The sequence below is a fragment of the Guptibacillus hwajinpoensis genome (assembly GCF_020171785.1).
Taxonomy (GTDB): domain Bacteria; phylum Bacillota; class Bacilli; order Bacillales; family Guptibacillaceae; genus Guptibacillus; species Guptibacillus sedimenti.
Genome location: NZ_JAIVAE010000002.1, coordinates 19,545 through 33,472, shown reverse-complemented (window position 1 = coordinate 33,472; position 13,928 = coordinate 19,545). Strand labels below are relative to the sequence as shown.

14 protein-coding genes are annotated in these 13,928 nt (G+C 40.9%); 8 read left to right on the top strand and 6 right to left on the bottom strand.

All coding sequences use genetic code 11. The annotated features are described in order from the left end of the window. Positions 1–165: 165 nt before the first annotated feature. Positions 166–1,113 carry a nucleoside hydrolase gene (locus LCL91_RS00590; protein ID WP_224879056.1) on the bottom strand — a complete coding sequence of 316 codons (948 nt, stop codon included), beginning with the start codon at positions 1,111–1,113 and terminating at the stop codon, positions 166–168. 122 nt (positions 1,114–1,235) lie between these two features. Beyond that, positions 1,236–2,123: a diacylglycerol/lipid kinase family protein gene (locus tag LCL91_RS00585; RefSeq protein ID WP_224879054.1), complete on the bottom strand. Its 888-nt coding sequence runs from the start codon at positions 2,121–2,123 to the stop codon at positions 1,236–1,238. Positions 2,124–2,844: 721 nt separating this feature from the next. Between LCL91_RS00585 and LCL91_RS00580 the strand changes: the two genes are divergently transcribed. From LCL91_RS00580 to thiM, 6 genes are all read left to right on the top strand, one after another. Further along, complete coding sequence (locus LCL91_RS00580; protein ID WP_224879052.1) at positions 2,845–4,101, top strand: L-lactate MFS transporter; 1,257 nt, start codon at positions 2,845–2,847, stop codon at positions 4,099–4,101. 69 nt (positions 4,102–4,170) lie between these two features. Further along, positions 4,171–4,545 (top strand): DUF2294 domain-containing protein, encoded by a 375-nt coding sequence (locus tag LCL91_RS00575; RefSeq protein ID WP_224879050.1) that lies wholly within the window; start codon positions 4,171–4,173, stop codon positions 4,543–4,545. Between the two features lie 126 nt (positions 4,546–4,671). After that, positions 4,672–7,032 (top strand): FdhF/YdeP family oxidoreductase, encoded by a 2,361-nt coding sequence (locus tag LCL91_RS00570; RefSeq protein WP_224879048.1) that lies wholly within the window; start codon positions 4,672–4,674, stop codon positions 7,030–7,032. 142 nt (positions 7,033–7,174) lie between these two features. Next, on the top strand, positions 7,175–8,806 hold the full coding sequence (locus LCL91_RS00565; RefSeq protein WP_224879046.1) for an ABC1 kinase family protein: 1,632 nt from the start codon (positions 7,175–7,177) through the stop codon (positions 8,804–8,806). After that, on the top strand, positions 8,806–8,967 hold the full coding sequence (locus LCL91_RS00560; protein ID WP_224879044.1) for a hypothetical protein: 162 nt from the start codon (positions 8,806–8,808) through the stop codon (positions 8,965–8,967). The genes LCL91_RS00565 and LCL91_RS00560 overlap by 1 nt, the downstream gene beginning before the upstream one ends. A gap of 191 nt (positions 8,968–9,158) precedes the next feature. Next, entirely contained in the window at positions 9,159–9,959 is an 801-nt protein-coding gene (gene thiM / locus LCL91_RS00555; protein ID WP_425589644.1) for a hydroxyethylthiazole kinase, read from the top strand. Between the two features lie 69 nt (positions 9,960–10,028). Here thiM and LCL91_RS00550 read toward each other — a convergent pair whose 3' ends face one another. From LCL91_RS00550 to LCL91_RS00540, 3 genes are all read right to left on the bottom strand, one after another. Beyond that, positions 10,029–10,238 (bottom strand): hypothetical protein, encoded by a 210-nt coding sequence (locus LCL91_RS00550; RefSeq protein ID WP_160920011.1) that lies wholly within the window; start codon positions 10,236–10,238, stop codon positions 10,029–10,031. 171 nt (positions 10,239–10,409) lie between these two features. Continuing rightward, positions 10,410–10,664 carry a hypothetical protein gene (locus tag LCL91_RS00545; protein ID WP_224879040.1) on the bottom strand — a complete coding sequence of 85 codons (255 nt, stop codon included), beginning with the start codon at positions 10,662–10,664 and terminating at the stop codon, positions 10,410–10,412. 67 nt (positions 10,665–10,731) lie between these two features. Further along, positions 10,732–11,580 carry an MBL fold metallo-hydrolase gene (locus tag LCL91_RS00540; RefSeq protein ID WP_224879038.1) on the bottom strand — a complete coding sequence of 283 codons (849 nt, stop codon included), beginning with the start codon at positions 11,578–11,580 and terminating at the stop codon, positions 10,732–10,734. 170 nt (positions 11,581–11,750) lie between these two features. On the opposite strand from LCL91_RS00540, the gene LCL91_RS00535 reads away from it, so the two are divergent. Beyond that, a complete protein-coding gene (locus LCL91_RS00535; protein ID WP_224879037.1) occupies positions 11,751–12,413 on the top strand; it encodes a peroxiredoxin in 663 nt (220 codons plus the stop codon). 186 nt (positions 12,414–12,599) lie between these two features. After that, the gene (locus tag LCL91_RS00530) at positions 12,600–13,229 is read left to right on the top strand and encodes a redox-sensing transcriptional repressor Rex (protein ID WP_224879035.1); all 630 of its coding nucleotides are present in this window, start codon (positions 12,600–12,602) and stop codon (positions 13,227–13,229) included. A 28-nt stretch (positions 13,230–13,257) separates the two neighbouring features. On the opposite strand, the gene LCL91_RS00525 is transcribed toward LCL91_RS00530, so the two are convergent. Beyond that, positions 13,258–13,875, bottom strand: coding sequence for a 3'-5' exonuclease (locus tag LCL91_RS00525; protein ID WP_224879033.1), 618 nt, complete (start codon positions 13,873–13,875; stop codon positions 13,258–13,260). Positions 13,876–13,928 lie beyond the last annotated feature (53 nt).

Here is a 13,928-nt window from a genome sequence, read left to right as displayed (position 1 = left end):
TTGTTACGTTTGTCTATTTTAATCTATTCGCAACAGATGTCTTGTATAAGGGGAACCGACTTCTATACTTAATCAAAGTCAATTTGTCACTAGGTAGCTATTAGATGGTGTTTTCTTATCGATTTTACTCTCTTTACGAAAAATGACAAGAAAAGGTTTCACTTTCTAAAATGTCTCTCCCGTCATCGTTTCCATAAATAATTTATAAAACGTAAAATAATTCAGTTCGATCGCCACATGATGAGCCGGCCTATTATCAAATTCTCCTTGTTCAAAGGATTTTCTAAAATCACCGATGCTAAGCCCCCGCGCCTCTCCAGTAATTTCTACTGCAACTGGCGTACGGTAAAAAGTACAGATGCTATTATTTTCGACGCTCATGATCGTGAGCGCATCGTGAACGGGACTTCCTTCAATGTCCGGAATCATTTTTTGATAAAATTCCTCGTAATAATAATCAAGTAGCGGTTTAAGAAAAGGAGGCTTACTTACTGCTTCTATATAATTGACCATTCCTGATGTTACAATAGCGTGTTGAGTTACGTTAAGTGGAAATAAGAAAACATTCTCTGCATACTTCATGACGATATTCGCTGCAACGGGATCCGCATGAAAATTCGCTTCTGCACTCGGAGTGACGTTCCCTGGTACATTGAATGCTCCACCCATAATATAGAACGATCGAATCATTTTCATCGTATCTGGATAGAGAAGAAACAGCGTGGCAAGCGAAGTCATTCTGCCCACGTTAACAATAACCAGATCTTCACCATATTTTTCAATGAGAGTAATCACTTCAAAGAAATTTTCTAATGGCTCAGCTTCAATTGGTGGCGGGCTAATCGGACCCAAACCTTCCGGACCGTGAACATTCGGATAATATGTTGGCACTTCACCTGTCATTGGCTTTTCGGCACCACCCATTACCGGGATATCTGTTCGGTCAACTTCTTGAAGTAAGTAACGCACATTCCGCGTTGTTTGCTCTTTCGATACATTACCATAACAGGCGACTATGCCAATGACATCTATACCTTCTGATAAATAAGCAAACAACAGAGCAATCGTGTCGTCAATTCCAACGTCTCCAAAAAACAATACTTTTTGCCCCATGCTTTCCACCTCATCCCAGTTTTCATCACAACTAGCCTATTCAAGAAGAATGAGAATAAGAAGCAGGACATTTAAATGCACCAGGTATTCGATTCAGTCAACGTGAAAAAAGAGTAGAGGTCCTACTCTTCAGGAACAAAAATATGTAATTCATTGTGCTTCACTTCTGCTTCAAATGGAAGATGGACACCTTCATCCCCATCAATATTGACGACAAGCTCATCATCTGACTCTACTTTTAATTTAGATGCCGGAAAATATTCCACTTGACCGTTGTCTTGTAAATTTCCACTAAAGAGATCTGGGATAATTTTAAATACTTTAGGTAGAGAAAATTCTCTTAAAATAAAGACATGAAAATACCCATCATTCACTTCAGCATGCTGGGCGAAAGACTGAATCCCTCCTACAGAATTCGTTAAAGCAATCAGCATGATGTACGCTTCTCCATTCCATTGTTTCCCATCATACGTCACTTTTAGGTCAAATGGTGTTTTATCTTTTAGTGCTTTTCCACCTTCAATTAAATAAGCAAGCGGTCCAAATTTGGATTTTTGCTCAGGCGTTACGTCGTATACGGCTTCTGCAATCGCTCCTACAGCAAGCACATTCATAAAGTACTGATTATTAATACGTCCGATATCAACCGGTTTAGTAACCTGTTGTGCTAGAACTTTTAGCGCTTTTTTCGGTTGCATTGGAATACCAAGCGCCCTTGCGAAATCATTAACCGTCCCTAAAGGAATAAAGCCAAAATTAGGGCGCTCCGACTCACTTGCTAAACCGTTAATCGCTTCATTAATCGTTCCATCTCCGCCCATTGCGACAAGCGTGTTAAAATGATTCTCGCATGCGGCTTTAGCAAAACGGATCGCATCCCCTTCTTTTTCTGTATATTTTACTGTAACGTCCACATGATTTTGTTGTAAAATGTTTACGGCTTCTTCTTCGTAATTCATTGCTTTTTCTTTACCAGACGATGGATTAATTATGAGCATAGCACGTTTCACGATATTGTCCTCCCTAAACAGAAATTGCAAAGTCTGTTTCTACCATTCCCCTCTTTTTGGAAGGCGAAACAGTTCTTACGATCAAGGATCTGTGTAGCTTTGATTTTTCTCCCCCTAGTAATTTATATGAAACGCGAAGTACTATTAATAAGCTGTTTTAACTAGCTTGATTGATTATAGAAAGGAACAATACTGATGAAGAATTACCTCTCATTCGTTAGCAGTTTTATCGTGTTATTTTTTTGTTTCCAGCTTCTATCAGGAATTTTTTTCACTGTTTTCCATCACCAATCCTCCTATTCTAGTGCAGGCAATTATACAAGTGCGGAAAATTCTTTTTTAGTAACCATTATTGTACTGGCAACCTCTGCTCTACTTTCTTTTTTCATTCATAAGAAGGTTAAAAACCGATCTAAATAATTCACTCAATTCTACTAAACTTCAAGAATTTATTGATTGGTTGTAAAAATTTATGCTATTATTTATAAAAGTTCATGATGTTGTAACAATTAAAGACACGAGGTAGCGAACCTGTCATCGGTTTTGATGGTTACAACAAAAGTGAAAGCGATTAACTGTTGGTTTAGATAGTAGCGTTCCCTGCTAACTACTAACTGTCAATCACCTCCAAGAGAATGCCCATTCTCTTATTTGGTCGATCGACAGTTTTTTATTTTGTATTTTTAGTTAGCTTGATAATGTACTAAAGGAGATGTAGTGGATGGAAAAGGTTAAAAACAGGTGGCTAATTGCAACATCTGCAGTAGGGATTCATATTTCGATCGGTTCCGTTTATGCCTGGAGTAACTTCACCGACCCACTTATTAACGAATTTGGCTGGTCGGCTAAACAAGTACAATTTACATTTAGTCTAGCTATATTATTTTTAGGTTTATCCGCAGCATTTCTCGGTCATTTTGTAGAAAAGTATGGCCCAAGGAAAGCTGGCCTTCTTGCAGCTAGTTTTTTTGGAATTGGTATATTCGGTTCTGGGTTCGCTGTAAATCTCGGCTCTCTTCCTCTTCTTTACATATTCTATGGAGCACTTGGAGGAATTGGCCTTGGGGTAGGGTATATCGCTCCTGTCTCAACGCTAGTTAAGTGGTTTCCTGACCGGCGCGGTCTTGCGACTGGACTTGCCATAATGGGTTTTGGATTCGCAGCAGCGATCGCAAGTCCTGTAATGGATACGTTAATTAAATCCGTTGGAACCGCCAATACTTTTTACATACTCGGAGCAAGTTATTTCTTTATCATGGTCGCCTCTTCTTTATATTTAGAGAAGCCACCTGAAGGCTGGGCCCCTAAAGGATTTAAAGAAAAACAGAAGCAGTCGAAAAAATCCGGTGATCTTTCCCAGTTAACAGCCAACGAAGCGATCAAAACGTCACGATTTTATTATTTATGGCTCATGCTATTTATTAATGTAACATGCGGAATTGCCATTTTGTCTGCTGCAAAACCGCTTGCGCAAGAAAGCATCGGATTATCAACTACCGAAGCTGCAGCACTCGTTGGTGTCCTGGGAATTTTCAATGGGCTTGGGCGAATCGGTTGGGCATCCGTTTCCGATTACATCGGGCGTCCCAATACGTATACTACTTTCTTCGTTCTGCAAATTGGCTTGTTTGCTCTTCTTCCACATACAACAACAGCGATCTTGTTTCAAATCATGCTAGCGATCGTGTATACATGCTATGGCGGAGGGTTTGCCTCTATCCCAGCTTATATTGGTGATATGTTTGGCACTAAACAGCTCGGTGCGATTCATGGGTATATTCTAACAGCTTGGGCTGCAGCAGGACTTGTTGGACCTATGTTTGCTGCATGGATGAAAGATACAACTGGAAGTTACGCTGCTAGCTTAACTTTCTTTGCGGGCATGTTTGTTGTCGCCCTCATTATTTCAATCGTCATTCGAAAAGATATTCGTAGGCTACGGAAAGAGAATGAAGCACCTACGGCTGTAAATATGTAAATTCTTTAAGTAGTGATGATCATGTAGTAAAGTGTGGATAAGATCATCTCAATAAGAAGGTAGGACAGTATGAATAAGTATGAAGCAGAATTTAGCAACCTTGTTCGTTCTTTTCGTAAGAAACACATGGGCAAAGGACCGAGTAAGATCACAACAACGTTTTGCAAAAACTGGGCAATTTGTGAAATGGAAGGAAACCTTTCACCTGTAGAAAAATTTATTGCTAGCGCAGATGACGGTAAACAAATGCTTCGAGCTGCAAGAACTGAAATGGTGAAAGAAATGTATCGCAATAATCCTCCGGTGCAGATGGAAGAGTTTCTAGATAGTAAATTCCTTGACCTCTTCGTCGATATCGATATTGATCGTGATTTTGGGATGTCAATCTTTGTATTTGATCAAAACATAGAAGAAAAAATGAAAAGTTTTCAATTGAAAACATAGAAATAACCTCTGGTTAGGCACTTGGTAGCGACCCTGCTAAAGACTCAACCACTGCTTTTCCGTCACAAGTGACGGGCGAGGCAGTGGTTTTTTATTTGTAGTGAATGAATTAAAGGAGTGAAACAAATGGGTAAAACAAAACATCAAGGACCAATTAAAGCAACAAAGAAACCCCAGCCAAAGCATTGGGTAAGTCCCATCCCCTTTGGATTAGGAAAAGTAAAACCTCAGCACTTCCGAGACACTGCCAAAATCGCATGGGAAAATCGTGATAATATCAGCTATGCGACCCGAATTTTAACCCAGGGCGTTTGTGATGGCTGTGCTTTAGGAGTTTCAGGATTATACGATCAAACATTAAAAGGTCCTCACGTTTGCACAACACGACTTAACGTACTAAGACTAAACACAATGCCAGCAATCGATCCGGATGTGCTTCATTCCGATATTAAAGAGCTCCGTCAATACAGCAGTACCGAACTTCGCAAATTAGGACGGATTCCTTACCCATTAATTCGCCGAAAAGGAGAAAACCACTTCTCTCGTCTTACTTGGGAGGAGGCAATGGACCTTATCGCACAAAAGATGAAAAAACTTGATCCAAAACAGTATGCCTTTTACTTAACTTCCAGAGGAATTACAAACGAGTCTTATTACGTAGCGTCGAAAGTAGCTCGATTTCTAGGCACGAATCATATTGACAACGCATCACGTATTTGCCACTCACCGAGTAAAACCGCCTTAAAACGCTCAATCGGTGTAGGTGCGTCGACAGTAAATTATCAGGATTGGTTTGGAACGGACGTTTTAATGTTCTGGGGAAGCGTTGCCTCAAATAGTTCTCCTGTCTCCACGAAGTACATGCTTGAAGCGAAAAAAAGAGGAACAAAAATCATTATGGTCAATCCGTACAAAGAGCCAGCCATGGACAAATATTGGATCCCATCAAACGGTGAATCCGCTCTATTTGGAACCAAATTAGCGGACGACTTCTATCAGGTAAACGTTGGAGGAGATATTGCCTTTATGCACGGCATTATGAAGCACTGGTTTGACATGGAAGAGGAGAAGCATGGCTCAGCGATTAATCACTCCTTTGTTCAAAAGCATGTGAATGGGTATGAAGCGTTAAAAGCAAACGTTCAACTCCAATCATGGGAGGAGATCGTCCGCTCTTCCGGCATAGCAAAAGAACGCATCATCGAACTCTCTCTTCTTCTCGCCAAAAGTCAAAGCGCTGTTTTTGCATGGGCCCTTGGGTTAACCATGCACTCCTTCGCTACAGACAACATTTCCCAAGTCGCTAATCTTGCTCTACTTCGTGGGTTTCTTGGCAAAAAAAACAGTGGCTTAATGCCTTTCCGTGGCCACTCGTCTGTACAAGGCTCGGGAGAAATGGGAGCCGATCCGTTTGTTTTACCTGGAGGTGGATTTGACGCCAATAACATTCGTCGCATGGAACAAGTATGGGGATTCGAGCTACCGAAATGGCAGGGTGATATCGTTGGGGTGACGTTAGAAAACATCGTCCTTCCAGAAGATCACGAACGAAAGATTAAACTTTACTACTTATCAGGAGGAAATTTCCTTGAAACGATGCCAGATCCTGATTTTATAGAAAAAGCCCTGTCTGAGCTAGAGATTCGCGTTCACCAGGATATTATCCTTAACACCTCTACTCTGGTGGATGCGAAAGAAGCCGTTATCGTGCTACCCGCTCGAACGAGATATGAACAAGAAGGTGGCGTTACATCTACTTCAACCGAGCGAATGGTTTATTTTTCGCCCGAAATAGAAGGAAATCAAAATCAGGTAGAAGAAGCTCGATCAGAATGGAAGATCTACATCGACCTTGCTAAACGAATCAAACCAGAGACGGCACACTTTGTTGATTTCACAACAGGTCAGGAGATTCGAGATGAAATCGCCATCGCAAATCCCGATTATGACGGTGTTCAACACCTCTCTAAGAAAGGCGATGTATTCCAGTGGGGTGGCGCCTGGTTATGTGAAGATGGGATATGCCCGACGCCCGATGGGAAAGGAAACCTTGTCTCTGTTGAAATACCCGACCTGGGTAAAAAGGAAGGACAATTTATCGTGACCTCACGACGCGGCAAACAATTTAACTCTATGGTTTATAAAGAAACGGACCCGTTCAATAAAGCAGAGCGATATGACGTTCTTATGAATGCAACAGATGCAAGCAGACTAAGCATCACTGAAGGGGAAGGAATTGTCGTATACAATGGATTCGGTGTCTTTCAAGGAAGAGCTAAATTTGTAGATATTGCAAGCGGCAATCTAGAAGTACACTTTCCTGAAGGAAACTTCCTCTTACCTCGAGGAAGATATGAGAAATATGCGGGTATTCCAGACTACAACATTACCGTAACCGTTGAAAAAGCAGATCGCTTTAATGCTAGAAAAGATGTGGAATATCAGGAGAAAGAAATTGAAGATCTCGAAGTAAATGCACCGGTTTAAGTGATGTATTTCCAATCTATCCCCTATCGCTAGTTGTGATAGGGGTTTTTTGATGTGCTCCTTACTCATATAAATTGTTTCTAATTGATGGAAATAGGCTATGTTAAACACTAAACAACTTATTCAGGAGTAGGAGTCGTCTATGAAATATCAATCGCTGTATCGGATTAGTGTGATCGTTTGGATGTCCGTTAAGTTCTTCCTCCAACTTGAACGCTTTCGAAGAAAAAGCAAGCATTCATGGGATCAGGAACGCTGGCAAAAACTATTAAAAAAGCAGGCAAAGGAGTACAAGGAAAAAGCGATTCGGCTTGAAGGATTGCTCGTTAAGCTAGGACAATTCCTCTCAACAAGAGCGGATATCCTTCCAAAAGTTTTTCTAGAAGAAATTGAAGATCTCGTTGACCGCGTCCCTTCTTTTTCATGGGAGAAAGCGAAACAAATTCTTGAAGAAGAATGGGCAGCGAACGTTCTAGATGTGATTGACCACCTTTCAGATCGTCCGATTGCATCAGCTTCCATAGGACAGGTGTACAGAGCAACATTAAAATCGGGCGAAGAAGTAGCAATTAAAATACGCCGCCCGAACATTCGAAAGATTATTAGGGCTGACTTTCAAGCCCTTCGCATCGTGTTCTGGCTTATGGATAAGTTTACGTCGTACGGCAAGCAGCTTGATTTAAGCAGGCTTTACGGTGAAGTTCGTCATGTGATTGAAGATGAGCTTGATTTTAAGAAAGAATTGAAAAATGGCCTTCACTTTAAGGAGCGCTACAGTGATAGTCCAAGCTATCGGGTGCCAAATTACGTCCCAGAATGGTCAACGAAAAAAGTGCTCGTCATGGAATGGATGGAAGGCGCTCGTATAACAAACCTTTCTTATATTGATGAGAAAGCCATTGATCGACGAGAGCTAGCTCGCAAGCTTTTAAAGGGGTATCTTGAACAGCTTCTTCAAGAAGGACAATTTCATGCCGATCCTCACTCTGGCAATCTTCTTATTCAAGAAGACGGGACGATCGTTTTCATCGATTTTGGCATGGTCGGACATATCGAAGCAAGGGATGCCCTTTCCATTCGAAAGCTCATTACCGGGATCGTGCTTAGTCAGTATAGCGATGTTACAGAGGCGCTAGACGAATTGCGCTTCCTTCTTCCTAACTCTGATAAAAGACAGATAGAGAAAGCCATTCAAACGCTAGTCACCTTATTCATTGAACAGGATTTAACAATGATGAATGAAGATACCGCTGAACAAGTTTTGAAGGAAGTACAAACCCTCGTAAACAAGCAGCCTATTCAATTACCGAGTGAATTCGCTTTTCTAGGGAGAGCCATTTCAACAATTGTCGGCATCCTTTATACCTTGGACCCTGATATTGACTTAATTGAAGAAGGCAAACCAATTGTTAAAGAGTGGATCAATCGCGAGGAATCGGCTGGCTATAACCCTAAACAACTTTTGAAGCAGTTCTATGCAAGAATTTCTTCAATTGAAAATCCCCTTGATCGACTTTCAGATGAATTCACCAATCATCGTCAATGGGAAGAAAACTTGAAGAAAACAGAAATTCGCTCCAAAAGCATGTTATGGAATAAACACTATGCCTTTATTCTCTTTTCGTTAAGTTTTATTGGATTTTGTATAAGTCTTGCTTTTGAGATTCAGTCCCTATTCCTTCCCACTGTCATATCAGGCGGCATTGCGCTACTCGCTCTCTTTACTGTTAGTGCACGGGAAAAACGACTCTGGTTAAAAAAGGAGAAAGAATAATGGAGGATCCGAAAGTGATGAAAGAAACTACCGAAAAGCTTGGTGCAAAAGAAGTGAAAGTCGAGGGACTTCAAGATGGCTATCGCATTACAGTAAAAGCGAATGAAGAAAAATTAAAACAGCAGCGCCGCGTTGGCGGCGCGTTGGCGGCGCGTTTATAAACCTTCTAAAACAACTTGAAAAAGCCGGATACCGACTACCATTTCCGTTTTCATGGATCATACGTTTTTGGAATCGTTACTCAAGACCTTAAAAAAGGACTCCTTTCTTTTTATTTTCACAAACACGCCTTATTGTTACAATAAAAAAAGGAAAAACCATTAGAAATGACAAGCAAGAAAGGATGTTGACCGTGGAAAAATCTCAGGCAGCTGACCTCATTACTAAAGTAAGAGAGGCATCTCCTCTCGTTCATAATATAACGAATACCGTCGTGACTAATTTTACAGCGAACGGCTTACTCGCCGCAGGAGCAAGCCCTGTTATGGCTTATGCGAAAGAAGAAGTCGCTGATATGGCCAAGATTTCTGGAGCTCTTGTTTTAAATATCGGCACGTTAACAAAAGAACTCGTGGAAGCAATGGTCATCGCTGGGAAAGCGGCGAATGAAATGAGCATTCCTGTTATTCTCGACCCGGTTGGAGCAGGGGCCACTCCGTATCGAACATCAACAGCTCGACATATTCTCAAAGAAGTCGACGTGCAATTTCTAAGAGGAAATGGAGCTGAAATTGCCAATGTTTCAGGGAAAAACTGGTCAATTAAGGGCGTTGATGCTACAGAAGGAGAAGGAAATAGCGAAATGCTAGCAAGAAAAGCCGCAAAAATGTTTGGCTGTACCGTCATCGTTACAGGGGCGATCGACATTGTTTCAGATGGCGAAACGACACTTAAACTTGGTAACGGCCACCCGATCTTAACGAAGGTAACCGGTACTGGCTGCCTTCTCTCCTCTCTTCTCGGAGCTTTCGCAGCTGTTGAGTCAGATCCGATGTTAGCTGCGTACGGCGTACTTGCGTTTTATGGTGTGGCAAGCGAAAAAGCCGCCGATCATATTGAAAATCGGCCAGGCGACTTTCAAATCGCGCTTTTAAATCAACTTTCGCTTATAACGCCAGAAGACATTGAAACAAATATCCACCTTGTTAAATAAACACCAAAGAGGAGCGCATCTGCGCTCCTCTTTGCTATATTTATTCGATTTTACCTATTTCAAAATTGCTTAACGATGAGCAATAAAAAAACAATCTTCAATCCCTTTAAACGTATAAACTACTTTTTCAAGCAACGGATGAAAGTAGACAATAAGATAATCTCCGCTTCGATCGATGACTCGTTTACCCGAATGGTACACCGGATAATCTTGCATGGTGCATGATTCTACTTCGACTTCGGAAGTGATCCAATCTATCACTTTTGCTTCTTCATCCATTGCTTCCCCCTTGAGTCATTACTTATCTATGAATGTGAGATCCCCTCATTCGTCAATTTAACACATTCACCTCAAGCGCTCATTTGTTTTAATAGTATCTCAATACCCTTCCACATTCCATGAAGTCTTAAACCCATAGAAAAACCTGAAGCGTACACTTCAGGTTTAATCTTAAAATAAGAGACCAATGATCCCTGCCAATATACCTAACACAATGGCAATAATAAACCAAATAAGGGCTAGAATGATAATAAGCCAACCAATGCCTTTTCTACCTGTTTGAATAAAGTAGATCCCTAGAACGATTGGTCCAAAGATCAACCCTAAAATCGCCCAGAAAAAAGAGCTCTTATCCCGTTTTTTTGCATCCACAAATAAATAAATGGCTATTACAATATTAAGAATAAGCCCAAATGACAGTTCCATACGCTCACCTCGTTTCTATATCTAGAAAAATGGTTCCCTAAAGTTCGGATTTTTAAACCGTGTCTTCCTATAGATTAATTGTTAAGGTGTCATACGCAAATAAAATGTTTTTATCATGCGGAAGCGTTTCTTCCACTTTTTTGAAATCATCATAGCTCAATTGATCAGGTTCTTCAAGATGTGTTAAATACACTTCTTTTACCTGTAACTTTTCAATAATAGCCAGTGTTTGACGAAATGTTGCTTCTTCTTTCAATACAGGATGATCTTCACTGATTTGTCGCTCTCCTGTTAAAGGGTGAAATTCGCAGATGCCAGTCGGCAATACCGCTACATCCAATTCACCAAGGTCCTCTGGCTCCCAACCATAAAGTTCATCTGGAGCAATCAATATCCGTTTGCCTTCTCCTTCAAACAGGAACGCATAAACATAATCCTCAGATAAGCGAAACGGCGTAATGGACACGCCATTAATGGTTACTTTGTCCCCATCGTTCAGCTTATGAAGCGCTATGTATTTTTGTTGATCAAAGAAAGCAAGATGTTCACCACTACCTAATCTAGTTTGAAAGTCAATCGCCACTTGCTCAGGCAAATAAACGTCCGTTGTTGTTCCTTCTGGGGGATGGTTGACCCAGTCTGCATTTATTGATTCTAGCACCCGCCTCCCCATAACATGATCAGGGTGCCAATGCGAATAAAACACGCCGTCTATCCTCGAGATCTGCGAGCGATTTAACTGCATATAGCTATCTTCAGGCGTATCAATTAATACGTTAGGACCGTGAACAAAAACACTAGGACCCGATCGACTATAAGGGACACCTTTCTCTCTCGCTTCTACACAAACGGCGCACTGACATAGTGGACGAGGGATCGCCATAGCCCCACCGGTACCAAGAAATTCGATTTGCATACGATTTCTCCTCTCTTCTATCTTTGGATTACTTTTCCTCTCTTTCATTCTATCATTTTCATTCTTTTCCATAAGTTATCTTGACAATAATCCTCACAAAAAAGACAGTTTAGTTAAAAAATAGGAGGGAAAACCAATCATAGATTCGAATAGAAGGAGGATGTTTCACTATGTCAGAACAACAAACAGAAACAGCTTATCAGCTACCACGAATCGGGTCCCCAGCCCCTGACTTTACTGCCAACACGACACACGGTCAACTTTCACTCGATGATTACAAAGGAAAATGGTTTGTGTTATTTTCGCATCCCGCTGACTTCACGCCGGTATGCACGACAGAATTCGTGGCTTTTCAGGAAATTTATCCAGAGTTACGAAAGCTTGATGTTGAGTTAATCGGCCTTAGTGTCGATAGCGTTTCCTCACATTTAGCATGGGTTCGAAACATTGAGAAGAACTTTGATACCGAAATTGAATTTCCGGTAATTGCTGATCTCGATCGAAAAGTGGCAACACGCTACGGTATGATCATGCCGGAAGAAAGTCAAACGGAAACGAGTCGTGCAGTCTTCGTAGTTGATGATAAACAAGTTGTCCGAGCTGTCATCTACTATCCTCTTACGACCGGTCGCAACATGCATGAAATTATGAGATTAGTAAAGGCGTTAAAAACTACGGATGAGCACGGTGCTCCGACACCCGCCAATTGGGAACCAGGAGATCAAGTCCTTGTTTCGCCTCCTAAAACACAGGAAGATATGAAAAAGAGGGAAAAAGAAGAAGGTCTTGAATGCATTGATTGGTATTTATGCAAAAAAGATTTAAATCAATAACCTTTTGAAAGAACCGGCCCAATGACCGGTTCTTTTTCTGTTGACTCTATATGAATTCCATCGTTTGAGGATTTTACAGGAGCCTATCTCCTCACTAGTTCTTTTGGATTATTTTCCAAATTGCACTTTGCTAGATTAAGATTATAATAGAGAAGAAAGCGGATCTAGTTTGACGGAGGTAATCGTATGAAAAAGGAAGAGAATAAACTTCCAAATGCAATCATAAAGCGTCTTCCTCTCTACCTTTCTTATTTAAAGAGCGTAAAGAAATCAGGGCAAAAATCGATCTCCTCTGTTGAGATTGGTCATGCGCTTAATTTTAAATCGGATCTTGTGAGGAGAGATTTTTCTAAGATAAAAGCCCCAGGCCGTAAAGGGGCAGCGTACGAAGTTAAAAAACTTGTGAATCACCTTCACTTGATCGTAAACGAAAAGACTGAGCCTGAAGCAGCTTTAATTGGCGCAGGACGACTGGGTACTGCGCTTCTTCACTATAATCACTTACGAAAATCGACTCCTAAAATTAAAATGGCGTTTGATAATAATCCAAAAGTCGTTGGCAAAACCATTGCAGGTGTCCCAGTCTATCATATCGATGAAATGAATGAACGGTTAACCGCTAGTGTAACGGTAGCCATTCTAGCTATTCCCGCCGCTTCAGCGCAAATGGTTTCTGAAAAGCTATCTGAAACCGGAATACTTGGTATTATGAATTTTTCATCGGCTTACCTTAAGCTCCCAGCTAACGTTCACCTTCAACAAATTGATTTAGCACGTGAACTGGATACACTCTCGTTCCTGATTCATTTCTTTTAAAAGAAGCACGAAAACCCCTCACCAAAATTTAACGTGGTGCAGGGGTTTTCTTTGTGTTTTTTTTATTTAATTTGGCAGGTTCATAGCCGCTATCAAATAAAACGCCGTTTGCTGTTCCTGTTCTTGCGATAAGTTCATTGATATCTGCTGTATTTAACGTCTCTGCGACTTTTAAGAAAATCTGAGCAGAAGCTCTTGCATCATCTAGCGCATGGTGATGATCAAGTTGTATGCCAAGATAATCAGAGACAACATTTAATTTATACTTGGGTAACACCCAAGTCTTTTTTGATAGGTTCACAGTGCAGTTATACGCAAGCATTGGATATGGGAGGCCATATTGATCAAGAACAGCACGTAGCACGCTCATATCAAATTGCGCATTATGAGCAATTAGGAATTTCCCCTCAACTAACTCACGAATTTCCTCTCGCCACAGAACATCAAATTCAGGTGCATCTTCAACATCTTCTTCTGTAATTCCGTGAATGCTAATATTGATGCCAGAGAAAACATTTTGTTTCGGTTTCACTAAACGATAATATTCTCGAACTAGCTGACCATCTTCATATTCCACAAGACCAATCGAGCACACGCTTCCTCGTGAAGAATTTGCTGTTTCAAAATCTAATGCTACAAAATTCATACGGAAACTCCTTTCCCGTTCATTACCCACATTTTAAAAGGTTCTTACTGATT

What these genes read in the sequence shown, in the direction of transcription:
- LCL91_RS00565 (WP_224879046.1), top strand. Translation starts at nt 7,175, where the DNA reads ATGAAATATCAATCGCTGTATCGGATTAGTGTGATCGTTTGGATGTCC.
- LCL91_RS00580 (WP_224879052.1), top strand. Translation starts at nt 2,845, where the DNA reads ATGGAAAAGGTTAAAAACAGGTGGCTAATTGCAACATCTGCAGTAGGG.
- LCL91_RS00545 (WP_224879040.1), bottom strand. Translation starts at nt 10,664, where the DNA reads ATGGAACTGTCATTTGGGCTTATTCTTAATATTGTAATAGCCATTTAT.
- LCL91_RS00560 (WP_224879044.1), top strand. Translation starts at nt 8,806, where the DNA reads ATGGAGGATCCGAAAGTGATGAAAGAAACTACCGAAAAGCTTGGTGCA.
- LCL91_RS00570 (WP_224879048.1), top strand. Translation starts at nt 4,672, where the DNA reads ATGGGTAAAACAAAACATCAAGGACCAATTAAAGCAACAAAGAAACCC.
- LCL91_RS00590 (WP_224879056.1), bottom strand. Translation starts at nt 1,113, where the DNA reads ATGGGGCAAAAAGTATTGTTTTTTGGAGACGTTGGAATTGACGACACG.
- LCL91_RS00525 (WP_224879033.1), bottom strand. Translation starts at nt 13,875, where the DNA reads ATGAATTTTGTAGCATTAGATTTTGAAACAGCAAATTCTTCACGAGGA.
- LCL91_RS00575 (WP_224879050.1), top strand. Translation starts at nt 4,171, where the DNA reads ATGAATAAGTATGAAGCAGAATTTAGCAACCTTGTTCGTTCTTTTCGT.
- LCL91_RS00550 (WP_160920011.1), bottom strand. Translation starts at nt 10,238, where the DNA reads ATGGATGAAGAAGCAAAAGTGATAGATTGGATCACTTCCGAAGTCGAA.
- LCL91_RS00535 (WP_224879037.1), top strand. Translation starts at nt 11,751, where the DNA reads ATGTCAGAACAACAAACAGAAACAGCTTATCAGCTACCACGAATCGGG.
- LCL91_RS00530 (WP_224879035.1), top strand. Translation starts at nt 12,600, where the DNA reads ATGAAAAAGGAAGAGAATAAACTTCCAAATGCAATCATAAAGCGTCTT.
- LCL91_RS00540 (WP_224879038.1), bottom strand. Translation starts at nt 11,580, where the DNA reads ATGCAAATCGAATTTCTTGGTACCGGTGGGGCTATGGCGATCCCTCGT.